Annotated in this window: 25 protein-coding genes and 3 pseudogenes; 22 read left to right on the forward strand and 6 right to left on the reverse strand. The window is 51.8% G+C overall.

All coding sequences use genetic code 11. The features are described 5' to 3' along the window. Window positions 1-83: 83 nt before the first annotated feature. From comJ to OCY70_RS06655, 7 genes and pseudogenes are all read left to right on the forward strand, one after another. Window positions 84-422: a competence protein ComJ gene (comJ, locus tag OCY70_RS06625; RefSeq protein WP_249725170.1), complete on the forward strand. Its 339-nt coding sequence runs from the start codon at window positions 84-86 to the stop codon at window positions 420-422. Continuing rightward, a complete protein-coding gene (locus tag OCY70_RS06630; RefSeq protein WP_249725171.1) occupies window positions 404-601 on the forward strand; it encodes a hypothetical protein in 198 nt (65 codons plus the stop codon). The genes comJ and OCY70_RS06630 overlap by 19 nt, the downstream gene beginning before the upstream one ends. Before the next feature lie 209 nt (window positions 602-810). After that, the gene (locus OCY70_RS06635) at window positions 811-1290 is read left to right on the forward strand and encodes a DUF6530 family protein (RefSeq protein ID WP_213428634.1); all 480 of its coding nucleotides are present in this window, start codon (window positions 811-813) and stop codon (window positions 1288-1290) included. 43 nt (window positions 1291-1333) lie between these two features. Beyond that, the gene (locus OCY70_RS06640) at window positions 1334-1726 is read left to right on the forward strand and encodes a GIY-YIG nuclease family protein (RefSeq protein ID WP_213428635.1); all 393 of its coding nucleotides are present in this window, start codon (window positions 1334-1336) and stop codon (window positions 1724-1726) included. 1095 nt (window positions 1727-2821) lie between these two features. Next, window positions 2822-3748: pseudogene (locus OCY70_RS06645) on the forward strand (ABC transporter ATP-binding protein). Continuing rightward, the gene (locus tag OCY70_RS06650; RefSeq protein ID WP_249725172.1) at window positions 3741-4298 is read left to right on the forward strand and encodes an ABC transporter permease; all 558 of its coding nucleotides are present in this window, start codon (window positions 3741-3743) and stop codon (window positions 4296-4298) included. The pseudogene OCY70_RS06645 and the gene OCY70_RS06650 overlap by 8 nt, the downstream one beginning before the upstream one ends. 50 nt (window positions 4299-4348) lie before the next feature. After that, window positions 4349-4693 carry a hypothetical protein gene (locus OCY70_RS06655; protein ID WP_249725174.1) on the forward strand — a complete coding sequence of 115 codons (345 nt, stop codon included), beginning with the start codon at window positions 4349-4351 and terminating at the stop codon, window positions 4691-4693. Between the two features lie 152 nt (window positions 4694-4845). On the opposite strand, the gene OCY70_RS06660 is transcribed toward OCY70_RS06655, so the two are convergent. Further along, window positions 4846-6063, reverse strand: coding sequence for a cytochrome P450 family protein (locus tag OCY70_RS06660; RefSeq protein WP_213428637.1), 1218 nt, complete (start codon window positions 6061-6063; stop codon window positions 4846-4848). A gap of 435 nt (window positions 6064-6498) precedes the next feature. On the opposite strand from OCY70_RS06660, the gene OCY70_RS06665 reads away from it, so the two are divergent. The 6 genes from OCY70_RS06665 (at window position 6499) to OCY70_RS06690 (ending at window position 9516) form a co-directional block, all read left to right on the forward strand. Further along, window positions 6499-7209: an alanyl-tRNA editing protein gene (locus OCY70_RS06665; protein WP_213428638.1), complete on the forward strand. Its 711-nt coding sequence runs from the start codon at window positions 6499-6501 to the stop codon at window positions 7207-7209. A 635-nt stretch (window positions 7210-7844) separates the two neighbouring features. Next, window positions 7845-8108 carry a hypothetical protein gene (locus tag OCY70_RS06670; RefSeq protein ID WP_249725176.1) on the forward strand — a complete coding sequence of 88 codons (264 nt, stop codon included), beginning with the start codon at window positions 7845-7847 and terminating at the stop codon, window positions 8106-8108. 57 nt (window positions 8109-8165) lie between these two features. Further along, complete coding sequence (locus tag OCY70_RS06675; protein WP_249725177.1) at window positions 8166-8450, forward strand: hypothetical protein; 285 nt, start codon at window positions 8166-8168, stop codon at window positions 8448-8450. A 60-nt stretch (window positions 8451-8510) separates the two neighbouring features. Continuing rightward, window positions 8511-9059, forward strand: coding sequence for a hypothetical protein (locus OCY70_RS06680; RefSeq protein ID WP_249725178.1), 549 nt, complete (start codon window positions 8511-8513; stop codon window positions 9057-9059). Then, entirely contained in the window at window positions 8966-9175 is a 210-nt protein-coding gene (locus OCY70_RS06685; protein ID WP_249725180.1) for a M60 family metallopeptidase, read from the forward strand. Before OCY70_RS06680 ends, OCY70_RS06685 begins: the two co-directional genes overlap by 94 nt. Before the next feature lie 74 nt (window positions 9176-9249). After that, window positions 9250-9516: an amidohydrolase family protein gene (locus tag OCY70_RS06690; protein ID WP_249725182.1), complete on the forward strand. Its 267-nt coding sequence runs from the start codon at window positions 9250-9252 to the stop codon at window positions 9514-9516. 177 nt (window positions 9517-9693) lie between these two features. Here the strand turns inward: OCY70_RS06690 and OCY70_RS06695 are convergent, their stop codons facing one another. Then, window positions 9694-10134, reverse strand: coding sequence for an Hsp20/alpha crystallin family protein (locus OCY70_RS06695; protein ID WP_213428643.1), 441 nt, complete (start codon window positions 10132-10134; stop codon window positions 9694-9696). 377 nt (window positions 10135-10511) lie between these two features. On the opposite strand from OCY70_RS06695, the gene OCY70_RS06700 reads away from it, so the two are divergent. Both OCY70_RS06700 and OCY70_RS06705 read left to right on the forward strand, forming a co-directional pair. Continuing rightward, window positions 10512-11126 (forward strand): TetR/AcrR family transcriptional regulator, encoded by a 615-nt coding sequence (locus OCY70_RS06700; protein ID WP_213428644.1) that lies wholly within the window; start codon window positions 10512-10514, stop codon window positions 11124-11126. Then, on the forward strand, window positions 11123-11773 hold the full coding sequence (locus tag OCY70_RS06705; RefSeq protein WP_213428646.1) for an HXXEE domain-containing protein: 651 nt from the start codon (window positions 11123-11125) through the stop codon (window positions 11771-11773). The genes OCY70_RS06700 and OCY70_RS06705 overlap by 4 nt, the downstream gene beginning before the upstream one ends. Window positions 11774-11872: 99 nt before the next feature. Here the strand turns inward: OCY70_RS06705 and gltS are convergent. Together gltS and hutG are read right to left on the reverse strand one after the other, a co-directional pair. Next, a pseudogene (gene gltS, locus OCY70_RS06710) lies at window positions 11873-13060 on the reverse strand (sodium/glutamate symporter). After that, complete coding sequence (hutG, locus tag OCY70_RS06715) at window positions 13044-14030, reverse strand: formimidoylglutamase (RefSeq protein WP_213428647.1); 987 nt, start codon at window positions 14028-14030, stop codon at window positions 13044-13046. The pseudogene gltS and the gene hutG overlap by 17 nt, the downstream one beginning before the upstream one ends. A 126-nt stretch (window positions 14031-14156) precedes the next feature. On the opposite strand from hutG, the gene OCY70_RS06720 reads away from it, so the two are divergent. Continuing rightward, complete coding sequence (locus OCY70_RS06720; RefSeq protein WP_261944688.1) at window positions 14157-15059, forward strand: LysR family transcriptional regulator; 903 nt, start codon at window positions 14157-14159, stop codon at window positions 15057-15059. 39 nt (window positions 15060-15098) lie between these two features. On the opposite strand, the gene OCY70_RS06725 is transcribed toward OCY70_RS06720, so the two are convergent. After that, window positions 15099-16115 carry a PocR ligand-binding domain-containing protein gene (locus OCY70_RS06725; RefSeq protein ID WP_213428650.1) on the reverse strand — a complete coding sequence of 339 codons (1017 nt, stop codon included), beginning with the start codon at window positions 16113-16115 and terminating at the stop codon, window positions 15099-15101. 205 nt (window positions 16116-16320) lie between these two features. On the opposite strand from OCY70_RS06725, the gene OCY70_RS06730 reads away from it, so the two are divergent. Further along, complete coding sequence (locus tag OCY70_RS06730; RefSeq protein WP_213428651.1) at window positions 16321-17451, forward strand: glycerol dehydrogenase; 1131 nt, start codon at window positions 16321-16323, stop codon at window positions 17449-17451. A 2-nt stretch (window positions 17452-17453) separates the two neighbouring features. Beyond that, window positions 17454-19214, forward strand: coding sequence for a dihydroxyacetone kinase subunit DhaK (gene dhaK, locus OCY70_RS06735; RefSeq protein ID WP_213428653.1), 1761 nt, complete (start codon window positions 17454-17456; stop codon window positions 19212-19214). Between the two features lie 349 nt (window positions 19215-19563). On the opposite strand, the gene OCY70_RS06740 is transcribed toward dhaK, so the two are convergent. Then, entirely contained in the window at window positions 19564-20754 is a 1191-nt protein-coding gene (locus OCY70_RS06740) for an IS4 family transposase (RefSeq protein WP_261944552.1), read from the reverse strand. 206 nt (window positions 20755-20960) lie between these two features. Between OCY70_RS06740 and OCY70_RS06745 the strand changes: the two are divergent. The 4 genes and pseudogenes from OCY70_RS06745 to OCY70_RS06760 form a co-directional block, all read left to right on the forward strand. Further along, window positions 20961-21658 (forward strand): annotated as a pseudogene (locus tag OCY70_RS06745) (IS5 family transposase); the annotation flags it as partial. Between the two features lie 843 nt (window positions 21659-22501). Continuing rightward, a complete protein-coding gene (locus tag OCY70_RS06750) occupies window positions 22502-22810 on the forward strand; it encodes a caspase family protein (protein WP_249725674.1) in 309 nt (102 codons plus the stop codon). A 58-nt stretch (window positions 22811-22868) separates the two neighbouring features. After that, window positions 22869-23264, forward strand: a complete 396-nt coding sequence (locus OCY70_RS06755) for a hypothetical protein (protein ID WP_213431336.1) — start codon at window positions 22869-22871, stop codon at window positions 23262-23264. 312 nt (window positions 23265-23576) lie between these two features. Further along, window positions 23577-24449, forward strand: a complete 873-nt coding sequence (locus OCY70_RS06760) for an AraC family transcriptional regulator (protein ID WP_213431337.1) — start codon at window positions 23577-23579, stop codon at window positions 24447-24449. The last annotated feature ends 84 nt before the right edge of the window (window positions 24450-24533 follow it).

The following is a 24533-nucleotide window of genomic DNA, read 5'->3' on the forward strand; positions in this document are numbered from 1 at the left end:
ACCAGAGCGCCGCTCTTGCAGTCGGGCTCACTCCCCAGCAGTCGGCACCACTCCGCCAGTCCTGGCGATATGGGAGGAGAACTGTGGAGCGCATCATTGAGAGGAGCGACAACATGACGAAGGGCAAGCTGGCCCAAGATGCTAATACGGGCATCTCGTATCATCAGATTCAAGTCCAATCCCGTAATTTCGACGAGGAGCTGTGCCAGTGGGGCAAGGTTAATGTCGAGCAAGGAGCGGTGATCCATCCCGGTTACGTGACGTTCGACCCGATTGTGGACGGTCTATTCGGGGCGTGGGTGAAGCTGGCTCTCTGCGAACGGTTCGAGGCGGATCCGCTTGCCCAGCGGCGGATGGTCGTGCCTTCGATGTGCTGGAGGCGGACAAGCTGGAGGTGCTGTCCGTGCCGGACAACTTCCTAATCGAGCTTCCGCTGGAGCAGGGACGCTGCTATGCGTTGTATTACGAGGCATGTGTCGGGGATGAGGTATACTATAGACTGACCTTCGTGCCGGAGGAAGAGCGGGGGCAGGCGAGGTTCTTAATGGATGACGAATGGGGCGGCCAAGCGGGCGCGCTGCTGGCGGAAGGGCGACAATAAGCACGACATAGAGCAAGCAGTGTTCTCGTTGGAGGACGCGTAGCGGTGCTGCGGATCGCCGAGGCGATCGGCGGGCTGGACGCGTCCGTTTTGCGATGTCTTGACTTTCGGCGCGGTGCGGGATATGATAGATCATGTGAGTTAGTAATTTAGTAATCTAGTAAATGACTACTTTCGATATAGTTCAGATTGGATGGAGGAAATAGAAGATGAAAATTCCTACAAATCTAAAGCATAAGCCTGTCATTGTCTCGGAAAATTACGAGAATGTGGACGGACGTTATTCGGGACATTCCGATGCGAAGGGGCTCTCCTTGGGCTTGGCCCAATGGAATGACCGCGGCAAGGTCGATATCTCGGCCAAGGTATGGCGATATACCGGCGAGAAATGGTCCAGACAGTCGGAGGAGCTGCCGCTTCACCGCGTGCTCGACCTGGCGATTCTCGTATGCCGGAGCATGGTTCATTTTCGCGAAGCGTATCGTTATGAAGACCTGTACGATCCGGAGAATCCGGTGCTGGACCGCATCGGTTTGCAAGGAGATGCGATGACGGTGGCGGTATGCACTGACAACGAGAAGATTAAGGAAGATATCAAGCTGTTCAGCCAGGCGCTCAGCGACGACGACGAGCTGAATGGCGAGCGGCTGCGGACACTGTCCGCCCTGTTGAAGGAAATGGGGTATTGATTCGAATAAAGCATCCACGCCGCGTGAGAAGGGAGGAGCCGTCATGGGACTGGATAAACAGAGAAAGAAAGAGCTGGCCTCGGCCTACCAGAATTCGTTCCGGCCGATGGGCGTCTACCAGATTCGCAATGTGAAGAACGGGAAAATTCTCGTGGACGGCACGATGGATCTGGATGGAGCCAAAAACCGGCTCGAATTCATGAAGCAGACGAAGTTGAACAACATTCCGGAGCTGAAGCAGGATTGGGAGCTGTATGGCGGGGACTGCTTCGTATTCGAGGAGCTTGACCGGATCAAGCCGCGCGAAGAGAGCATCGCCGACCGTTCCGAATTGAAGAAATACCGGGACGAGGTGGACGCGCTGCGGGAGCTGTGGATCGAGAAGCTGCAGCCATTTGGAGATAAGGGATATAATAAACCGAAGCGCAAGCCTTAAGCGCAGGAACCGGCCGGAAGGCCGGTTTTTTGCTGTCCGGTGGAACGCATGGAGAGGGACGGCCGGGCGACAAGGCGCTGCTCCGATGGAAGAGAAGCCACCGCTTGCGCTGCCGTGCCTGGCGGGATGCTGGCGGGTCGAGTGAAAGCGTGGGGTAAAGCCTGGTGTAAGGCTTGGTGTAAGGCCAGGTGTAAAGTCCTGGTGCAGAGCCTGGCGTAAAGTCCTGGTGCAAACTTGGGGTAAAGTTCTGGTGCAAAACCTGGGGTAAAGTTCGGGTGCAGAGCCTGTGTATAGTCTGGAATAAAGCCAGGTGTGCAGCTAATCCTGCAAAATTACAGTAATTTATCGCGTTGGAGGGGGTATTTTCCAAAATTGATGCAAAAATACAGCAATTTTCTTGTTCTCACGAAATTGGAGCCGGAACAAGCTGAAATTGATGTAATTTTGCAGGATTCTAAGTAGCGTTAATCGGGTTTGAGGCAATTCCTGCGTTTTTGCAGCTTTTCTCCCGCTGGTAGGGCTGATGCCAGTAAGCTACTATGCAGGTATGTTGGTAAGGTGCTGCACTGGTAGGCTAGTAGGTTGCTAAGCTGCAATGCGAGTATGTCGCTATGCTAGTGGACTGCTAAGCTGAAAAGGGTGCTTAAAGGGTATATCTAGTAAACTACTACGCTAGTTAGCTACTAGGCTGGTAAACCTGCTATCTTGGTCAGCTATTATGCCACTATGCTGCTAAGCCCTGGTAAGCTGCTATGCCACTATGTCACTATGCTGATAAGCTGGTAGGCTGCTATGCTACTATGTCACTATGCTGATAAGCTATGCTACTTTGCCGTTATGCTGGCAGGACTGCAATGCCGTTATGCCGCTAAGCATCTACCTTCCCGCGTGTAAAGCGGATGTAACCAGAGTGCGAACAAAAGTCCTCACCGTTTCCGGAAATGCTGTCCGTTCACAGGGCGGCATTTTTTTAAATGCCTTTTCGCTTGGACTGGAGGAAATTCTTCCCTTGACATCTATATTTTTAGGTGTGCGATGTGTATTAGGTGTACTACATCATATAATACACAAGAAAGCAAGGAAGGCATCTGCAAGATGAGAGAGCAAGCCGTGCTGCAGCTGCGGGGCGTGACCAAAAAGAGAGGGAGCCGAACGATCGTGGATCATTTATCGTTCGACGTGCAGCCAGGGGAGGTGTTTGGATTCCTTGGGCCGAATGGAGCAGGCAAAACGACAACGATCCGTATGATCGTCGGTTTGATTTCGATAAGCGAAGGGGAGATCTTCGTTAACGGCCTTTCCGTGAAAAAGAATTTCGAGCAGGCCATGACCCATATTGGCGCCATTGTGGAAAATCCGGAAATGTATAAATTTCTTACGGGCTATCAAAATCTGATCTATTATGCAAGACGGCATGCTGGCGTGACGCCGGAACGGATCGCTTAAGTGGTTAAGCTGGTCGGCCTTCAGAACCGGATTCATGAGAAGGTGAAGCGTTATTCCCTCGGGATGAGGCAGCGGCTCGGGGTCGCGCAGACACTGCTGCATAAGCCCTCGGTCCTGATTCTTGACGAGCCGACGAACGGGCTTGATCCGGCCGGCATCCGAGAGCTGCACGATTATTTGCGGACGCTTGGCCGCCAGGAAGGGATTGCTGTTATTGTCTCATCACATTTGCTGTCTGAAATGGAGCTGATGTGCGATCGGGTGGAGGTCATTCAGGCGGGAAAGCTGATTGATGTGCGGTCCATGTATGCGCTGAAGAATGGAGCGGCGGCCGGGCACATTATGGTGGATGTCGAAGCGCCGGAAGCGGCGAAGGAGGCGCTGCATAAGCTGCTCCCGGACATCCGGATGACGGTCGTGGACGGGGCATTGCAGCTTGCCGCCGGACGAGAGCGGATACCTGAATTGACGAGAGCGTTGGTTCGGGCCGAGATTGATGTATTTGGCATTCGGATGGAGCAGCGGACATTGGAAGATCAATTTTTGGCCATGACAGGAGGAAAAGAAATTGTCTAGCTTATCAAGCCTGATTCGGAACGAGAACATGAAAATTTACCGCCGGCCGCGCACCTGGGCGATGATAGGCGTCTTCCTGGTTGCCCTTCTCATGTTGACCGGAATTTTGGAGCTCGATCAGAACCCCAATATACGACCCGACAATTGGCAGCAGCATCTGATGGAGTCGAATCAACGGCTGCAGCAGCAGATAAGCCAGCCTGACACAGACCCCGAGATGAAGCTTCGGCTCGAAAAGGTGCTCATCCTGAACCAGTACTATCTTGAACATCATATGAATCCTTATGAGATTACGTTGTGGAGCGTGGTCAACGTCTCGGCCAACCTGCTCGTCCTGATTACGCTTCTCACGGTCATTGTGTCCGCCGGTATGCTGGCCGCCGAATATTCATGGGGAACGATCAAGCTGCTGCTTGTCGGTCCGGCGTCCCGCACCAAAATTCTGTTCAGCAAATATATATCGACCATCCTTTTTGCATGCGCCTTGCTTGTGCTCAATTTCACGATTTCTTTTGCGCTGGGCGCTTGTTGGAGGGATTCGGGGACATAACCCGTCCGGCCCTTACGGTCGATCCGAGCGGGGCAGTACGGGAAGGCTTCATGCTGTGGCCAATTATCCAGCTTTACGGCCTGAAAACCGTTGAATTGCTTATGTATGTGACGACGGCGTTCATGATTTCGGCGGCTTTTCGGAGCTCGTCGATGGCGATCACCTTCTCGCTGCTGTTCATGCTCCTGGGCAATTCGATCGTCAGCTTGCTGAGCAAATATGAATGGGTGAAGTATTTGCTGTTCGCCAACGTCAATTTGAGCCAGTATGTGAACGGTACGCCGATTCGGCCCGACACGACGATGCTGTTCTCGGTATCGGCGCTGCTGGTCTACTTCGCGGAATTCCTTCTTATCTCTTGGCTTGTCTTTACGAGAAGGGATGTGGCAGGGTAGATGCAGCGGCTTAAGGGCTGCTGTGGAAAATAAAAACCCAACGTTGCGCAGGCACACGCAAAAGCCTCCCGCGCCACGAGGAGTGGAACAGGAGGCGTTATGCAGCAGGAGGGGGCCTCACTCAACAAGCCGCGTGTTCGGCGTTCACGCCGTCACTGGAATTGCAGCGGCAAAGAGACGAATCCGCGCATGAGAAAAGTGGGCTGCCATTCAAGCTGCTCGGGCGGCACGGCCAGCTTCATGCGGCTTCGGCGGCGCAAGAGCGTGCCGATCGCAATCCGTCCTTCCAGGCGGGCGAGGGGAGCACCCAAGCAATGATGGATACCCATTCCGAACGCGATATGATGGTTCCGCTCCCGGGCCAAAATCAGCCGATCCGGTTGCTTGAAGTACTCGGGATCGCGGTTGGCCGAGGCAAGCGCGACAAGCACCATGTCCCCTTGCGAGATGAGCTTGCCGTTCCATTCATAATCTTCTCCGATCCAGCGGTTCGTTGCGAATTCGACCGGGCCCATGAACCGGAGGAGTTCTTCGATGGCGGAATCCATTAAGGAAGGGGTGTTCCGAAGCGTCTCCAGCTCTTCCGGATGATTCAATAACGTGAATATGCTATTGCCAATCAGGTTTACCGTCGTTTCATGTCCGGCTATGATCAGCAGGAGAATCGTCGATACCAATTCCTTTTCCGACAAGGAGTCCCCTTCGGATTCCGCTTGCACCAGCAAGGATAACAAATCTTCCTTCGGATCTCGCCGGCGCTGCTCGATCAGGGCGGTGATATAGTCCGTAAATGCGTCTATCTCCGATTCGATTTGCTTATATTTCTCCGGCACATTGATGGCCGAGATGAGCGCATGAGACCATTGGCGGAACTGATCCCTCTCTTCGCTAGGGAGGCCCAGCATCTCGCTTATGACAATAATCGGAAGGGGATAGGCATAATCTTGAATCAGCTCCATGGAGGTCTGATCCTCCACTTGATCCAGCAGCCCATCCGCTATGCCCTGAATACGGTCCTTCAGCCTCTCGATCATGCGGGGGGTAAATGCTTTTTGCACGAGGCCGCGGAGGCGGGTATGATCCGGCGGATCCGAATTGAGCATATGTCTGGTCATCAGGTCCATTTGGGACGGCGGGAGTCCCATTTCATCGGGCGTGACGAATTGGAACAGATTTTTCTTCAAATGATCGGCTTTCAGCGCGGCTACGGCGTCCTTATAGCGGGTCACGATCCAGGCTGTCCTGCCGTTGGGCAGAGTAATGCGGTGAAGCGGATCATGCTCTCTGAGCTTCTCATACAGCGCATACGCATGATCTTTAAAATCGGATGAAAAAGGATTGAACGTCGGGATGGTTGGGCTTGTGGCCATTCGAGCGCCTCCTTCATTCATAGTTCATGGTTACCGGACAGGTATACCCATGCTTAATAATTATACCAGTAATATATGAATATGCCATCATGTACATATATTTCTTTTTTTTCGTGTGGCGCTCAACCTATTGGAGAAATGAGGAATCCAGGGCGACGGCAACCGTCCGGATGGAAAAGATGCAAAGCGGCGTTGGAGTTCATTTTGACCAATGAATATCCAGCGTTGATAACGTTGAAACGGAACATTCGTATGGAAATACTTGACTTCCCGGCATATCGAATTTATAGTAAGCAGTAATATAACTACTAGAAATGGGCTTGCCGGATTTCGCTCGGCTCCAGGAGAACGGTTCGCTTCGTTGTGAGCCGTTTTTCTGCCACTCTATTGTAGTGGTTAGTATAATAACGTCTAATAGAAGAGGAGAGAGCATCATTGACGAAAGAATTGTTTTTGGAAGATTGTTATCTGCAGGAATGCGAGGCGGCTGTGCTGGAAACGGTCGATGACAAAATCATCCTGGATCAGACCGTGCTGTATCCCGCAGGAGGAGGGCAGGAGCAGGATACCGGCATACTGGAGCAGGATGGGCGGACGTTCGAGGTCTACAGCGTAAAACGGGAGGGCGGCCGCATTGTCCACTATGTGAGGAACGGAGCGGACTTGAACCTTGGGCCGGTCCGCGTGCGTGTGAACTGGGAGCGCCGCTTGGGTCTGATGCGCCATCACACCCTGCTGCATGTGCTTGGCGCGGTGGTCTACCAAAAGTACGGCGCTTTGTGCACGGGCAATCAGATTTACCCCGATCGGGCGCGCATCGACTTCAACCAGCTTCAGGATCTGACGCCGGAGCAGCGGGACGATATCGTGAAGGAAGCGAATCGCATCATTGCGGCGGATGTTCCGATCTCTTACCGGACCGTCAGCAGAGAAGAGGCGGAGAATATTCCCGGCATGATTAAGACGGTTGTCAGTCTGCTGCCGCCCTCTGTCCGCGCCGTCCGTCTCGTAGCCATCGAATCCGTCGACGAGCAAGCATGCGGGGGCACCCATGTCCGAAGCACCGGAGAGATTGGCGGGATGGAGCTTACTGATATCAAGAGCAAGGGGAAAAATAATAAACGGCTGGAGGTAAGGGCGGTATAAGCCGGCTAATTATCAGTTGGACGAGCGGTCTTCCAGAGCCAGGCCGCCATTCTTTTGAGGTTCATGGCCGCAAACGTGGAAATTCTGCAAAATTACAGTTTTTTATTGAAATGAAGGGGGTATTCTTTGCAATTCCTGCGAAGCTGCAGGAATTCGGCTGTTGTAGCCGACTTGGAGCCGTAACGGGTTGAAATTGATGTATATTTGCAGGATTCGAAGGAGCGTTAAGCGGCTTTGAGGGAAATCCTGCATTGTTGCAGCTTCAGTGTTTCGTATGCTGGCTTGAACTCGTCGATGATCTCGATCGCATGCCATTTTATTGACGGCACTGTTTGTCGGCACTTCCGTGCCGGTTATGGCCGGCGTCCTGATGATTGTTGGCGTCGTTGCGGGTTGAATAATGTATCCTGGCAAGCCGCTATGATCGCGGCCACGCCGCCGGGGATGATCGGAACGGCGAGCGCTGCCCTTGCCGGCGGAACCGAGGGCTCTTATCCAGCAGAGCCCTCTTTTTTCTATCCATCAATTGTTAAAAAGTACAGTAAAATCTTTAATATATCGTTGGTGTTCATGCCGCGCATCCGTCATGTATGTTCATCTCGTAAGCACAATCCATGAGGCAAAGGAGATGGATAATGTTGAGTACGAGAAATCGAGGCAAGCGGATGCGGATCGCGGCATGCGCGCTGGCGGTGTTCATGGTGATGGGGCAGGCGGCCGCTGGGGCATACACCGCAGACGCATACGTCACTGGGGCATACGCTGCAGACGAATATGCCGCGGACAGCGGCTTCGCCGCCATCAAGACGCGGGCGCAAAGGGACCCCGGGAGCGGGACCGGGGCCCGGGCAGCTTCGCAGCATGATCTGGATGTAATCTACCGTGACCTGGGGGGATAACCTTCCGTAGCGGCCACCTACAATGGAGGCGTCGCCGCCATCGGGGACAACGCCTTCGTGCTGGCCGCCAACCCGGAGACGGCGCCGATTCTGGCGGCTGCCCATTACGGCGGCGGTCGGGTCGTCGTCGCCGGGGACGATTCTTACTTCAAATTTACCTCCGATATGACCGATGATCGCCGGACAGTCGCCCGCAATCTCCTCATCTGGGCAACCGAAGAAGCGGAACCTCTCACTTATCAGGATGCGCTTGATGACGCAGGCACACTTCCTCTGCTCACGGCGACAAGCAAGAGCTTTGCCGCAGATTCCCGTTACCCGCTCCAAGTCTTGACCAAGTGATCCTTCCATTCGTTCGAGCTCGATCCTGCCCGCTACCCGGTTGCCTATGTGGACGCGACGATGAAGCAGGACGAGATCGATGCGCTGGCTTCCTATGTGGAGCGGGGCGGCAGCATCGTCGTGGCGATGAAGGGATGGGTCATGGAGCAATATCCGAACGTGTTCCTGGGGGAGGCGTATCAGGGACGCACGGCCAAGCTGAACGAGGATTATCCGCTTCAAAGGCTGGTGAACAGGATGGGGCTCGGCCTGATGAACAATATTGCGACCACGAAGACAGAGACGTTCCCCAAGCTGACGGAAGAGGGGGTGAATCATTACCATGCCGCTGCTCTGGTTGATCAGGCGAAGCGGGTAGAAGCAGGGGAGTTGGATCCGAGTCAGCTTCAGATTGGCCCGGCGGGAGCCGAATCCGCAGCCCGTACGGCGGACTCCTCTATCTCATTCCGGCGAAGCCGCAGGCAGGCGTACGGAAGGACATCGCGATTGAGGGCGGAGTCGAGGCTCCTTATTATGTGCTCGGCCAGACGGCGGATGAAGAGTGGAGATCGGCCGTCAGCCAGCGCCCGGCGCCGTGGGCCGAGCTGCAAGGCCGCAGAATCATCCTGACGCTGCCGTCCGAATATGTGCGGAATCTCGGCGATCCGAAGCCATTGCTCGAGAAGTGGGATCGGATCGTGGATTACACGGATGGTGCACATTGCAGGATTCACTTGCCCGAATAGCGGGGTCTATGAAAATACTGTAGTTTTGCAGTTTTTTGGAGGGGAGAGGAGTAAATCGGCCGGACGAGCGCAAAGTGCGCAGTGCAAACGCAACTGGTCCTTACGCGCTCCGGACGCCGGGAAGGGGAGAGTGGAATACGTCCGCCGCGGCGCTTGCGATCCAGGAGTCGACAGGCACGATCGAGGCCGGCAAGAAGGCGGATCTGCTGGTTGTATCGCGCAATCCATTGGAGGATATCAAGGTGCTGGAGGATACGTCTGCGATTGAGCGAGTCTATGTGGGCGTGAAGTTAGGGGCGGGAGGCAAAGGTGCTGAAATAGGCGAGGCAAGGTGGAGTTAAAGGTTAGACAAGGCGCAGTGAAGGACCAGACAAAGGCAAAACGTAGCCGCAAAAAAGGCGAGTTGAAGAGGAAGGAAAAGCCGCGGGACAAACGGACGGAGGCGGCAGAGTCGGAAGCGGAACGGCAAAACCTCCGCGTCCACGGGGTCGTTGGACGGGAGGTTTTGCTGCGGCCGGTTAGTGGAATTGGACATCGATTCGCTTCTTGTTGTCTCCCTGCATTTTCTGCATTCGAACCTCCAGCACGCCGTTCTTATACGTGGCTGTCACGTTGTCGGGAGAAACTTGCGCCGGCAGGGCGATAGAACGATGGAAACGTCCCGACAACCGTTCCTGCCGGTGCATATGCTCTTCCTTCACTTCATTCACGCGTTGGATCGAACCGCTGATCGTCAGCATGTTTTGATCGACATCGATATGTACATCTTCTTGTTTCTCCAGGCCCGGAATGTCGCATGTGGCGACCACTTCCTGCTCCGTCTCATAGACATCGACGTTTAGATGGCCGAGGAACGGAGATCCTGCCTTGAAGGGAGCAAAATCATGGTCGAAGAACCGATCCAGCTCCCGCCGCATCGTTTCCAGATGGCGGAACGGCTCGTAGGGCACTAATGGCATATGGCGCAGCCTCCATTTCATGTAAGATTCATTCTTACTGTCACCAAAGCAAACGGAATTATTCATGCCTGCGCTTGCTCCGTTCCGGTTTTTGACGGGACGTGGCCTTTGCGGAAATCGTGAAATTCATGCAAAGATAAGCGGAGTATCCATCACGACCTCCAGCTCAACATAATGGGCAGGAGGCATTTTGTTATGTGGTAATTGCTTGCTTTGTTCTGAAAAAGGTGATACATTCGCATTAAACAATGATTTAAACATTATTTAATTGGAAGTATATTCAGCGTTTAAGTCATGGTTTGCTTCACCTCACCACGGCGGAAGCGGATAGGCAAGGATGAACGATCTTACATCAATTCAGAATAAGGAGGGGTTCGATGACATCGCCAGACCAGAGCAATGATACTAAAGAGAAGATTTTGCAGACGACATTGGACGTCATCAAGCGGGAAGGATTCGACAGCATGACGATTCGCAAGATCGCGTCCCGTTCCGGCACGAACATCGCGCTTGTCAATTACTATTTTGGTTCCAAGGATAAGCTGATCAACGAGGCGATCAAGGGCTTGCTGATTGGCTTCCGCGATACGTTCGATGTGCTGGATGAAGTGTCTGCGCCGCCGAAGGAGCGATTGAAATTATTTTTGGCACGCTATGTTCAGGTCATTCAGCAATATCCGCAGCTGGTGCTGCACACGATAGCCGCCGGCTCGGCGATGTTCGCGACCCAGCATGAGTATGGGGAATTTTTGCGGGCCACCGGATTTCATAAGCTGCAAAAGGTGTTGAGCGAGATGACGGGGGAGGAACGGCCGGACTTGTTAATGATGATGATTACGCAAATTTTCGGCGCCATTTTTCTCCCCGCATTAATGAAGCCGCTGCTTGAATCCGGGGCCGGAGTCAGGCAAGCTCCTATCGACCGGCAAATCGATTTCTTGTTTGAACGCTATTTTCCAGAACAGGGAGGGGCAAAGGAGCGGGGAAAATGAAATTTCTAAGAGATTATTGGCAGGATCTGGGTATCGTCGTCGCTTTTTTCGTATGCATTGGTTTATTGGTAAATGAAGCGCGCCTGCCGGAAATCGAGATCATTTTATGGCTCAGCTTTGTGGCGATATTGGTGCATCAATTTGAAGAATATCGGTGGCCGGGTTATTTCGGAGGGCTGTTTAACGGCGTTATATTTCGAAGCGAGCATCCGGAGCGCTACCCGCTGAATACGCACTCCGCCATGATCATCAACCTCGGCATCGCTTATCTGTTTTATCTTCTTCCCGTCTTTGTGCCGCATCTCATCTGGCTCGGGCTTGCCCCCGTCTTCATGGGCTTTTTCCAATTTATATGGCACGGCATCTTTGTCAACATCAAAGCCAAAACGATCTACAATCCCGGCTTGGGCACCGTTCTCCTGTTTCATTTTCCGATCGGCGGCTGGTATATCTATCATATCGTGACACACAACCTTGCAAGCGCGTGGGATTGGATTCTGGGCACGGTTTATTTTGTGATCGCCGTCTATATCTTCATCATCAAGGGGAATATGTGGCTGAAGGACGAACACTCGCCGTATGCGTTTACTCCGAAGCAGCTAGGCCCTTACAATTTGTCCGCAAAAACGAAAAACGTCGCGCGGTGATCGGGGCTTGCGAACGTTTGCTGAGGATACTCGCATGACAAGGTCCATCTTCTTCAGCCGTTCCATAATTAACGCGGCGTTAATGCCTGTGAGACTTTTTTACTTAAATAAGTTAAGCGTCGTAATAATGATCGGCATAGCGAACACATCAATCAGAAAGGCGCCGACAATCGGAACGATCAGGTACGCTTTGCGGGAAGGGCCGAAGCGCTCGGTGACCGCAGCCATGTTGGCCATCGCATTGGGCGTGGCGCCGAGGCCGTGGCCCGTGAAGCCTGCGACCATTACGGCGGCGTCATAGTTTTTGCCGAGCAGCCGGAACAAAATGAAAATACCGAACAGGACGATAAATACGACCTAGACCAGCACGATAACGAGGATCGGAAGCGCCAGATCGGCTACTTCCCACAGCTTGATGCTCATGAGCGCCATGGACAGGAAAATGCCAAGCGTGACGTCGCTAATCAGGTTGATGCTTTTCATATCGATCGCTTGTGGCTTGAATTTGTCGACGATGTTGCGGACGATGACGGCGACAAACATGGCTCCGACATAGCCGGGCAGGACGAAGCCCGTTGCCGAGGAGAACAGATCTCCCAAATAGGTCCCTAGCGCCATGCAGAAGGTGATGAGCAAGACTTGAATGAAGAAGGTATGGGTCGTGATTGGCTGCGCGTTTTCTTTTACGTCTGCAGCCTCTTCAGCGGCTTCGGCAGGTTTCAGATTGTATTTGCCCAGCAAATACTTTACGGTCGGGCCGCCGACCAAGCCGCCGGCGATAAGGCCGAACGTGGCCGCCGCGATTCCGATGGACAGTGCCGAAGGGATGCCCATCTCTTCTATGGTTTGTCCAAAAGCGGTTGCGGCCCCATGTCCGCCTTCCATGGACACGGCTCCGGCCATCATCCCGATCAGGGGATGGATGCCGAACAGCGAGGCGAGGGAGACGCCGATGACGTTTTGCGCCAGAGCGAGGAAGCCGCAGGCGAGCCAGTAGATGACGAGCAGCTTGCCGCCCAGCTTGATAAGCTGGAAGCTGGCGCCCAAGCCTACCGTGGTGAAGAACGTGAGCATGAACAGACTTTGGAGCGAGGTGTCCAATGTAATGGCTAACAGGCCCGTCGTCTTCAAAATCGTAGCGATAATGGCGAACAGCAGTCCCCCGACCACGGGGGCCGGAATGCAAAACCTTTGCAGCAAGCCTGTCTTTTTCACAATGAATGTCCCCAGTACGAGCAGCGCGACGGCCAAAAATATCGTGTTCACTTGATTAAGTGCCAGTGTCATCGTTGTCCCTCCCTAAAATGGCCATAATGGCTTCATTCGTCAAGTAAGCACCTAACTTCACGGTTTTTCCCTGTTCGTCTACGACCGGATTCACTTCGCAAATATCAAAAGAAAGCGCTTTCGAATGTGAGGCTGCCGTGCGAATCAGGCTGCGGACAATCATCGGCGTCAACCCGAATGGGGACGGGGCGCTGACTCCCGGCGCGAATGCCGCATTGATCACATCGGTGCACAGGGTAAGCATCACATAATCGTGCTGGTCGATAAATTCGTGCAAGGCGGATGTAATCTCATCCATCAGTCCTTCCTGCAGCTCTTCTTCCAAAATATAGCCCGCGCCAAGCTCGTCCGCCTTGTCGAACAGCTCCTGCGTATTGCCGAAGCGCTGGATGCCGAGCACAAAATAATGGCTGTTCTTGTCCTGTTCCAATATTTGGCGGAACATCGTTCCCGAGGAAGGCTGCCGGTCGTAGGCGCGTAAATCGAAATGAGCGTCAATGTTGATGATGCCCAGCGAAGCGTCTGCGCCGATATATTGGCGGACCCCTAAATAATGCCCATACAAGGTCTCATGGCCTCCGCCTAATATAATGGGAGCCGCCGCTGCGGACAGGATGCGGGAGACCGCACGGCCCAATGCTTCCTGGGCTTCTTCCAGCCGTTCGCCGATGCAGCTTATATTGCCCGCGTCGACAAGGCGTTGGCCTTCCTTCGCTCTCCAGGGGATGCTTGCGAGCGCCCGCCGGATCGCATTCGGCGCTTGTGCCGCGCCGACTCGGCCCTGATTCCGCCGCACGCCTTCCTCGCATTCAAAACCGATGATGGCGCAAGTCTTGGCAGAGGCAGTATGCCATGTATCCAGATCGATCGGTACCACGATTTGATGGTAGCGAAAGCAGCTTCTTCTCTCCGTATGATCCGTCCGTCCGGTCCACACATCAGATTCAACCTTATTTTGCAATTTTCCCATCCTCTCTCTATGTTCTGACTGCTATTCGGTTGTTTGTTTCATTATAAGATGACATTATTATAATTTAAAATATATAATATTAATAAATTAATAGTTTAGGGCTATAAATAGGAAAGGAAGATGGCGTTGGACATCAAGCAATTATTTTATTTCGTGACGGTTGCCGATCAGTTGAGCTACTCCAAAGCGGCGCAAAAACTGCATATTTCCCAGCCTTCGTTAAGCAACGCCATTAAAAATCTGGAGCATGAGGTCGGTTCGCCCTTGCTGGAGCGAAGCAACCGAAAAATAGAGCTGACGGACGCCGGCAAAGTGCTGTATGCCAAATCGCTTCAGCTCTTGTCCCAGATGAACATTTTGAAAAAGGAGATGCAAGAGGTAAGGCTGACAGGGAGCGGGGAGCTGATCATCGGCATGATCGAGTCGGTGAGGCATTGGGTTCCGAAGGTGATCCGCGAATATCAAGGCCGGTATCCTTCGATGCGGATCAAGCTGATCGAGGTGTTGAGCCGGAAGGCGGTCATCGATTCCTTGCGGAAATATCATACCCATCTCATCATCACCAATCAGTGCATTGAGGAGGAAGACATCGAATCGCTTCCTTTATATACGGAGAAATTAGTGCTTGTGCTGCACCGGGATCACCCCCTGTCCGCGAAGGAATCCATTACATTTGCAGAACTGGCCGAAGAGCCTTTTATTATTAGCATGGAGGGGTTCCAGACGAGGGAGGATATTTTGGAAGCCTTTGCGCTAGAACAAGTGTCTCCGAACATCCAATTTGAGATCGAACGCTTTGAGACCGCTTTGACCTTAGTGAGAGAAAATCTGGGGGTGGCCATCATCCCTGAAAATTATTTGGTTGAACCGCAAGATGACACGATTATCCGGAAAACGATGGATTCGCCTGCGCTCGAACGGACGGTGTATTTGACCTATATGAAAAACCGGTATTTGGCTCCCGCGGTCCAAAGCTTTTTGGAAGACATCCAGCGGAGCTTCGCCCCGGATCAAAAAGCCAACGTCTGACGGACGTTGGCTTGCGGCCTTGCGATGGAGCAAATCTCTCTAGCGCTGATAAATTTGCCGGTAGCGGGCCGGCGTGATGCGCTCGAATTTTTTGAATGTTATAATGAAGTAGCTCGGTTCGCTGAAGCCGAGATCGTTGCTGATCTGCGAGATGGACAGATCCGTCGTCTCCAGCAGCTGCTTGGCCCATTCCATCTTCAGGCGGGGAATGAACACGGAGAAGTTCTCCCCGGTCTCCTTCGTAAAGATGCGGCTGAAATAGCTCGGACTGACATGGCACAGGCTGGCCATATCGGCCAGCTTCACATTTTCGCTTTTATGCGTATAAATATAATCGAATGCCGGCTGCAGAATCGGATTGGACGATGCCGTTCTCTGCTGGGTCATGCTGCTGATGTGGCTGTCGATCAGCGTGTTTTCCAGTTCGCTTTTCATCGTCTGAATGCTGCGAAACGCCTGATCGGCGAAGGAATCAAGGATCGGGTTATTGCCGGTTAACGCTTGACGGTACATATCGATGGTCGCGTTTTTATGAATCGCTTCCTCTACAATATAATTGCATAGATGATACAGCATCTCCGAGATCGTCACCACTTCGTCATACGACAGGACCGGAAGCGAGTCGTATTCCTGCTCCAGGCTGCGGAACTTGGCGTTGGCGACGGCATTGGAGGGGCGCGTCACGATCTGCTCCAGCTCCATCGGGTTGTCGCGCAGCTTGACCTGTCCGGCCATGATCGCGCCCATATATTGAGTGTGAACGATTATCGGGATCGCGATATCGACAATATTGAAGTGGCAGAGGTAGATATAAGGCTTGTTCAGCCGCACCGCTTCCAGACCGCCCCGGGCGTCGCATTTTTGGCAGTACGGCGACAAGGCCTCGTCCTGGCGTATCGCCTGGCAGAAGCTTTGGCAGTGGCTGTGCTTCGTGACGGGCACGCCTTTATAGTCGGTCGTGATGACGGCCATTTTCGTAACGAGAGAGAGCGAGTCCTGCAGCGTCTGCCATTTTTCCATATCGATGATGCTGTCCAGATGAAAACGCGAGGTCATATCACTCATTCTCCTTCCGTACGCTCGGCCCTATTATAGCACATAATAATCGGATGACAGGACAAGATAATACTATTTTTGAATGAGAGGATAAGAAAATACGATAAGATAGCGCTTTATTTTGCAGGAATAGTGCCATGATCTTGTCCCGGGCCGCTACTATAATGGAAACGGAAGTACACATACGCAGAGGAGGATTACGCAAATGAGAAAAGCGTTTATCAGTCCAGCCAAATATGTACAAGGTGAAAATGAGCTGTTGAATCTGGGATATTTCATCAAGACCTTCGGAGAATCGGCTCTGCTGATTGCCCATGCCGATGATGTGCAGCGCGTCAAGCCGAAGCTTGAACATACGATGAAGACCTATGGAGTGACGCTAGTTGAGAGCGGTTTCAACGGGGAATGCTCCCGCCAGGAAGTGCAGCGGTTGAAGCAGCTTGCGGCGGAGCATAACTGTTCCTGCACGATCGGACTGGGCGGAGGCAAGGCGATCGACACCTCCAAATGCGTCGCGGAGGGCGAAGCGCTTATTATCGTGCCGACCATCGCGGCGACGGATGCGCCGACAAGCCATTCGGCCGTGCTGTATACGCCGGAGGGCGAGTTCGATGATTATGCTTATTTCAAGCAAAGCCCGACGGTCGTCATGATCGATACGACGGTAATCGCGAATGCGCCGACGCGCTTCCTGGTCGCCGGGATGGGGGATGCGCTGTCTACTTACTTCGAAGCAAGAGCGACGTCGAATTCGTATTCGCGAGTCAATGCAGGTCTGCCGTGCGGAGAGCAAGAGGGCGTTGGGCCGGCAATAGGCACCCGGGCCGCGCTGGCTCTGGCCAAGCTGTGCTATGAGACTTTGCTGGAGGATGGCGCTAAGGCCAAAGCGGCCTGCGACGCGAATCTGGTGACCCCTGCGCTTGAAAATATTGTGGAAACGAATATCCTGTTGTCCGGCCTGGGCTTCGAAAGCGGCGGTCTCGCGGCGGCTCATGCGATCCACAATGGCTTGACGGCGCTCGAGGGTACGCATCATTATTATCATGGGGAGAAAGTGGCCTTTACGACGCTGGTGCAATTGGTTCTGGAAAATGCGAGCACGGCGGAAATCAATGAGGTGCTGCAATTCTGTGTCAGCGTAGGCCTGCCGGTCTGTCTCGCCGATATCGGCGTGACGAGCGTGACGGATGAAGAGCTGCGGAATGTGGCGGCCAAAGCCTGCATCGCGGAAGAGTCGATTCATTCGATGCCGTTCCCGGTTAATGAAGATATGGTGGTGGCCGCGATTCGCGTCGCGGATAAGATCGGCCAGCAATTTAAGCAAAAGGGTGAATAATCGTGAAGAAGATCATCAATAAGCCGGAGACGCTCGTCCGGGAAATGTGCCGCGGACTGGTGCTTGCCCATCCAGAACTGGAGTTCATCAGCAAATACAAGATCGTGAAGAAGAGAGAGCTGAACGCGGACAAGGTCACCTTGATCAGCGGCGGAGGAAGCGGCCATGAGCCGGCGCATGCCGGCTTCGTCGGGCAGGGGATGCTCGATGTGGCGGTATGCGGCGACGTGTTCGCCTCCCCGTCCCAGATTCAGGTCTATCAAGCAATCAAGGCTTCCGCCAGCAACAAGGGCACGCTGCTCATCATCAAAAATTACAGCGGCGACATTATGAACTTCAAAAATGCGGCCCATCTCGCGGAAGAAGACGGAATCAAGGTCGATTATGTGAAGGTGGACGACGACATCGCGGTGGAGGACAGTCTGTATACGGTCGGCCGCCGAGGCGTGGCCGGAACGGTGCTCGTGCATAAGATCGCCGGCGCCGCCGCCGAAGCGGGCTTGGAATTGGCGGACGTGAAGGCAATCGCCCAACACGCGATCGACCGCACGCGAAGCATCGGCTTCGCCCTCACTTCCTGCACCGTCCCGGCCAAAGGGACTCCGACCTTCGAGCTGGGCGAGGAAGAAATCGAGTACGGCGTCGGCATACACGGCGAGCCCGGCATCCGCAGGGAGAAGATGCAGTCGGCGGATGAGCTGGCGAAGAAAATGGTGGCGGACCTGTTCCGCGACATGAAGCTGGACGATGGTTCCGCCGAGGAACTTGCGGTGCTGGTGAACGGCTTCGGCGGCTCGCCGCTGCAGGAATTGTATCTGTTGGCGAACGCGGTCGTGCGGGAAATCCGGAGTCGTCGCGTTTCCATCCTCAAGGTCTTCGTCGGAAACTATATGACGAGCATCGATATGGCGGGCGCCTCCGTGTCTCTGATGCGGCTGGATGATCAGTTGAAGAAGTATTTGGCGGCGAACTGCGATACCCCAGCGCTGCAGGTCAGCGGGCCGTTCGCTCCGCTGCCTGTCCAGGAGGAGGCTGCGGAGACGGCGGAGAAGCAAGCGGTGTCCTATCGCTGCGAGACGGATCCTGCCTATGCGAAAATTGAACGGAATGTGTTCTCGCTGAACAACTTGATCTATCTGACCGACAAGATGAGCGAGATTATTATCGAGAATGAAGTGGCCTTCTGCGAGCTCGATTCGCATGCCGGCGACGGCGACTTCGGCATGAGCGTCGCCAAAGGCTTCAAGCAATTGAAGCGCGAATGGCATGAGATTATGGCGTATCACGCCGGGAATATCGGCGAGTTCTTCCATGCCTGCTCCTTGGTCATTATGGAGCATTGCGGCGGCGCTTCCGGGCCGATCTGGGGCTCGGCGTTCCGGGCGGCCGGGAAATATGCCGGGGACCGCACCGAACTGACGGTTCCGGAATTCGCGGAGATGATGCAGGCGGTAGTCAAAGGGATTCAGGACACCGGCGAGCGTTCCTTCGGCCGCGGCGCGGTTGTCGGCGACAAGACGTTGATCGACGCGCTTGCTCCGTTCGCGGACGCCTGGGAGCGGAGCGCCGCAGCGGGCGACGATCTGAAGACCGCCGCGGCTGCTGCGGCGGAAGCCGCCGTCCAAGGGGCGAAGCATACAGAGACCATCGTCGCCCGGATGGGCCGGGCAGGCACGGTTGGCGAACGCAGCCTCGGCTACCCGGACGCCGGCGCTTATGCGCTCGGCGTGATTTTCACGGAGCTGGCGCGGGTGCTGGAGTAGGAACTGGCGTGCTGCAGCCCCTGCAGCTGTAGCTGCAGGGGCTGCAGCAGGTGCCATTCGCAGGTGCACAGGTGGAGTGCTGCTGGGCCTCCCAGGGGAAGTGCCGCGTCCGGGTGACAGTTGCTGCAAAACTACAGCATTTTCCTCCTTTGGGAGGCCGATTTGGTCAAAAAGCTGCACTGGTGCCACTAGCGTTGCATCGAGCGGTTAGTTCATAATCTAATTTCAATTAACATCAATATATGATATATATTTACATTTGCGATGTCCGCGCTAAGTCTAAAAAAGTCGAGCTGGAAACAGACCCTACGCGTTATCCATTATATGTAAAAATCGTTTTCGTTTGTCATTACGTCACAATCAGTCTCGGTTTCATCGACTTTGTTGCCTTTTTCGGACGTCTCCCATTTCGCTTTGGTCGACCTCTAGATGTTCGAGTCGGCTTGCGGTTGAGTGCAGCGATCAAATTTTCCCATGGTTTTTCCGCATAGATGCGAATCAACTGGAGGAGGTCCCATGTCGACTTTTTACAGTCCAGTGTTAATTTAATCAGCAAACAGAGAGCATACGCGATTAAAGCAATATACATTTGGTTCCAAATCGCTTCGGCCGTATAACCGTGGGGTTTTACCAATCGAATATGCTGCTTGACCCATTTAAAAAACAACTCAATATGCCAGCGATTTCGATAAATCTCGGCAATTTGATGTGCGGATAAGTCAAATCGATTCGTTACAATTCGATAGGTACGCCCTTGGTCATCCTTAAACTCAATCAAACGCAGAACCGCTGGCAGCTCCGGCATCGTCACATCAGCATCAAGGATAAACCCATTCTGCCTTTTGGGGAGGTCTCTTTTTCTGATGATCGTTAACCGGCTCTTTTGCTTGACGCGGCAAACAAATTTAATCTTATCCTCTACCCATTTCTGAAAATGGTCGTATACCTGGTATCCTCGGTCCATCACGTAGGTCGCATCTTTATCCACTGTAAATTCCAACACGACTTCATGATCGGCTACATCTTTGGTTGAAGCGACGATCTTGTCTGGATACATCGTTTTGGAGTCCGCAACGACCAAGGAGGTGTGCATCTTCACGCCATGGCTACTTTTGGAACAATAGGACCATTTCGCGAGAATGGGAGGTAGTGTAATTCCCGATGAATCGATTAGCTTGAGTTTCCCAATACCAGGCGTAATGCCGCGTTTCCCTTTTGTAAGTTGCTTGATTCGATCAATGAGCGAGAAAAAGAGCGTCTGAAGATACTCCATAGGCAGCCGTTTCAGCTTCCGCGATAGTTGAGAAGCGCTTATGCTCTTGAGACCCAGAAGATCTTGAAATTCAGGATTAGCCGCTACATGCTCTGACATGACTTTGTATGAGTCTCGTTGCTGAAGCTGTGCCTCTACAAATAAGAGTGTCGAAGAGCCGACAAACAGCTTTTGGGCCCGGTAATCCAATGACTCGTGTCGAGTAGAATGGACATGTAACCATTTTAGGCATTGACAAATGACGTTATGATTCGGTACGTTATCCATAAGAAATCTCCTTTGTTGAGGCGTTTTATGGATAACGTTAGGGTAACTCAACAATAGGAGATTTCTTTATTTTTGTCCATGAATATAGTTCAATAAGTTACAAATATAGAGACTTATGGGATAGAAATTTTCGTAAAAAGATTGATGCAACGCTAGGGCGTGTACGCAAACTATCGAAATAGCCAAATATCTGGTAAACTTATCCTATGAGAAGACGATATGAGATACGAGATGACCAATGGGAACGACTCAAAGACCTCTTGCCACCGGAACGGAAACCACAGGGTGGACGTCCGGCAATCGATAACCGAAAAATGTTCAATGCCATGCTTTGGGTGATTCGTTCTGGTGCGCCTTGGCGAGACTTGCCAGAGCATTATGGCTCCTGGAGCAGTGTCTACAGTCGTTTCCGCCGCTGGGAGAAAGCAGGCATCTTTGATCGAATGCTAGAGGTTCTGGCTGCCAATCCCGATGACGAAAGTGTTATGCTCGATGCTTCCATCGTTCGTGTTCACCAACACGGCGCGGGGGCAAAAGGGGGCAGCAATTCCAAGCCATCGGACGATCACGCGGAGGCTTAACCAGCAAGATTCATGCCGTTGTAGACGGCCTTGGCAATCCGCTACGCTTCGAAGTAACCGCAGGCAACATCAATGATTGTGTAACGGGTTATGAGATCCTGCAAACCCAAGACATACAAGGTAAACATGTTTTGGCGGATCGCGGATACGATACCGATAAAATCATTGCGCTTTTGGAAGAGAAACTGGCCCATTCCGTCATTCCCAGTAAGAAGAATCGCACGATCCAACGTACAACCGACTGGTGGTTGTATAAAGAGCGTCATCTGGTCGAATGCCTGTTCAACAAACTCAAACATAATCGTCGGCTGGCAACTCGGTACGATAAATTGGCCTGTACTTTTGTTGCCTTCTTAAAGCTGGCCTCTTCCATGATCTGGTTGGCTTAAGGTTTGCATACACGCCCTAGTGCACTGGTGCAGCTTTTTGACCTTTTTTATCCCGTTCGGGGCCGAAGTGGGGAAAATTCCTGCAGATTTGCAGGAATCAATTTCGGGTAGCTAGATGTCTTAGAGAATACTGCAGTGGTGCAGCAATTTTTAACTTTCGAGGGAACAAGTCGCATTAACAAGTGGCTTGTAGACAAATTTACGATTTATTTCTTTGAAGCTGCTGCATACAAAATGCATGTTATAGATGATGATATAGTTAGCCTCAATGATTTCCAGCAAAACGCACGAGAATCAAAAATTATGAATGGTGTTCATGCATCGTTTTCTGAAAGCATTGGAGACACTTCGATCTGCCTGCAGTTGGAGGAGGTGTCTTTTTTTCTATGTACGATGATATTTCCAATATTACACTCTGTAGGTATACTTAGGGTTGGCAAGCGTTGTGAGTGTGAATTTGGGAAGGTGGACTGAAGTGGAGTTGGCGTTAGGATTCGCATAGGATGCTAAGCTTGTACAATAGCCTGTAACCGTCCATTCGCTTTGCCATTCATTTCGCACGGCTCCTAGGTATAATTTCTATCATAGCAATACTGTCGTGAAGGTGAAGCGGTATGACGTCGCAAGTTTGCGTGATTTAGTGGTAGGGAACTACAGAAGAGAACTGGTGCGCGGGGTGCTCTATGTGCTGCTGGAGTATTCGGGGAATGTGAAATATGGATTCCCCCGCTGGTTAAGACTAATAATAAATTGAAAAGCTGATAACAATCTTAGGTGGTGATTAAAACTGCAGAGAAATATAATAATACTTATGCGGTAATTGTTGCAGTCGAAAATTATCAATTTGGAGTTAAAAAGGTTGATTACGCAAAAAATGATGCTCAACCAGTTCGACAGTGGTTAATCGATTATCTTAAAGTACCTCATGAAAATATTAAGATATGGCTAGACGTCGATGCAACAAAATCAGCACTGACGGAAGAGCTTCGATATGAAATATCCCGGCTAAATGAGAGTGATCAGTTTATTTTTTATTATGCTGGTCATGGATTCTTTGATTCTGGATATAACAAAATAATTTGCTAATAATATCATCGATAATAACTCAAATGAAAGGTCAATATCACATAGGTTGGCTATTCATTTGGGGGCGGTATTTTATGAATGGGATGTTGATGTAGAGTACAACAGAAATCTTAATGATATTAAGAAATTCAATGAACTAACAATGAAACTAATACACGAACTAAGTGATAATCAAGACTTTTTAACCGGGAAGAAGTCAGTATTTCCAGATATTATTGTACATAAAAGAGGAACAAGTAATAATCTTATTGCCATTGAGGTAAAAAAAGCAAATGTGTCAGAGAGACTTGAAAAATATGATATTGAAAAGATTAAAGGATATATACTGGATAATTCATTGAACTACAAATATGCTGTTTTTATTAAACTAGGATTACCAAATGACCGTAAAAAATTTAGTTTAGTCTTGAAGAGTAGAGAGGAAGTGCAACAGGAGTATCTCAAGGAGAGTTGAACTTCGGATAACACCGTATCTATGCTGCGGGCTTTGCCCTTGCTTCTCAAGAAGCGTTAACAAAGAAATTGAATCAGCGAACAAACAACCCTGCGAGGCGAAGTCCGTCGGACACGGTCGCTGACGCTCCTTTAAGCCACTCGGGCTCGTAGATACAAGAACGTTATAGGAAATCAGCACAAGAAATTATAAAAATTCAAAACCTCTTTATGGTCTGCTGCAAAGGATTTACCCTGCAGGAAAGTGCACGGAATGTCGGGAGGAACGAATACCGTTTCTGCTATGCTTTGGTTAATGAGGGGAGGCGTTATCATGGATATGCTGGCGCGACTGAACGAGGCCTTGAGCTATATCGAGGAGAACTTGACGAAGACTGTGGACTATAAGGAGGCCGCGAGGATTGCCTGCTGTTCGGAATATCATTTTACACGCATGTTCTCCTTTCTTGCAGGCATTACCCTGTCGGAATACATCCGCCGCAGACGGCTGACGCTAGCAGCATTAGAATTAAGTCATAGTGACATCAAGATCATCGATGTTGCTTTGAAATACGGATATACCTCACCGGATTCATTTACTAGAGCATTCCAAAGTATGCATGGGGTTACTCCCTCGGAAGCCAGGTTCCATGGACAGTCTCTCAAAGCCTTCCCTCGGATGACATTTCAGTTGACCATTAAGGGAGGAAGTGAAATGAACTACCGCATTGAAGAGAAAGAGGCTTTTCGTATCGTTGGGATCAAAAAGAGAGTGCCTATGATATTCCATGGGGTGAATCCGGAGATTGCCTCGATGGTGAAAGATTTAACGCCAGAATTTATTAAAATGATTAAGGGGTTGTCGAATATTCAGCCTTCGGGACTGATTAGTGCTTCTACGAATTTTAGTGAAGGACGGATGGAGGAGAAAGGGGAACTCGATCACTACATTGGTGCGGCCACGACGAAAGAGGCTCCGGAAGGCTTGGCGTCACTGGAGGTACCGGCTTCCACATGGGCTGTATTCACGGCCGTCGGCTCTTATCCACTTGCACTTCAGGAGGTTTGGGGACGCATCTATTCAGAATGGTTTCCGTCCTCAGACTATGAGCTAAGCAAGGGACCGGAAATCCTGTGGAACGAGCACAAGGATGTAACTTCACCAAATTTCAAAAGTGAAATATGGATACCTATTAAGAAAAAGTAAGGGGAAATGTGCTCGGCAGCGCATAGGGAAATAACTCTCGTTCCTTGAGGGGAATGGACGTTTTCAAAGAAGGCGCTGACATCC

This window comes from Paenibacillus melissococcoides (assembly GCA_944800085.1).
In the GTDB taxonomy this organism is placed as follows: Bacteria; Bacillota; Bacilli; order Paenibacillales; family Paenibacillaceae; genus Paenibacillus_B; species Paenibacillus_B melissococcoides.

Bases quoted from the DNA above. Each gene is read 5' to 3' on its own strand.
- OCY70_RS06705 (WP_213428646.1), top strand. From the start codon at position 11,123: ATGAAATTTCTAAGAGATTATTGGCAGGATCTGGGTATCGTCGTCGCT.
- OCY70_RS06680 (WP_249725178.1), top strand. From the start codon at position 8,511: ATGAAGCAGGACGAGATCGATGCGCTGGCTTCCTATGTGGAGCGGGGC.
- OCY70_RS06670 (WP_249725176.1), top strand. From the start codon at position 7,845: ATGTTGAGTACGAGAAATCGAGGCAAGCGGATGCGGATCGCGGCATGC.
- hutG (WP_213428647.1), bottom strand. From the start codon at position 14,030: ATGGGAAAATTGCAAAATAAGGTTGAATCTGATGTGTGGACCGGACGG.
- OCY70_RS06760 (WP_213431337.1), top strand. From the start codon at position 23,577: ATGGATATGCTGGCGCGACTGAACGAGGCCTTGAGCTATATCGAGGAG.
- OCY70_RS06730 (WP_213428651.1), top strand. From the start codon at position 16,321: ATGAGAAAAGCGTTTATCAGTCCAGCCAAATATGTACAAGGTGAAAAT.
- OCY70_RS06655 (WP_249725174.1), top strand. From the start codon at position 4,349: ATGCTGTGGCCAATTATCCAGCTTTACGGCCTGAAAACCGTTGAATTG.
- OCY70_RS06695 (WP_213428643.1), bottom strand. From the start codon at position 10,134: ATGCCATTAGTGCCCTACGAGCCGTTCCGCCATCTGGAAACGATGCGG.
- OCY70_RS06700 (WP_213428644.1), top strand. From the start codon at position 10,512: ATGACATCGCCAGACCAGAGCAATGATACTAAAGAGAAGATTTTGCAG.
- OCY70_RS06725 (WP_213428650.1), bottom strand. From the start codon at position 16,115: ATGACCTCGCGTTTTCATCTGGACAGCATCATCGATATGGAAAAATGG.
- OCY70_RS06740 (WP_261944552.1), bottom strand. From the start codon at position 20,754: ATGGATAACGTACCGAATCATAACGTCATTTGTCAATGCCTAAAATGG.
- OCY70_RS06640 (WP_213428635.1), top strand. From the start codon at position 1,334: ATGGGACTGGATAAACAGAGAAAGAAAGAGCTGGCCTCGGCCTACCAG.
- OCY70_RS06660 (WP_213428637.1), bottom strand. From the start codon at position 6,063: ATGGCCACAAGCCCAACCATCCCGACGTTCAATCCTTTTTCATCCGAT.
- OCY70_RS06635 (WP_213428634.1), top strand. From the start codon at position 811: ATGAAAATTCCTACAAATCTAAAGCATAAGCCTGTCATTGTCTCGGAA.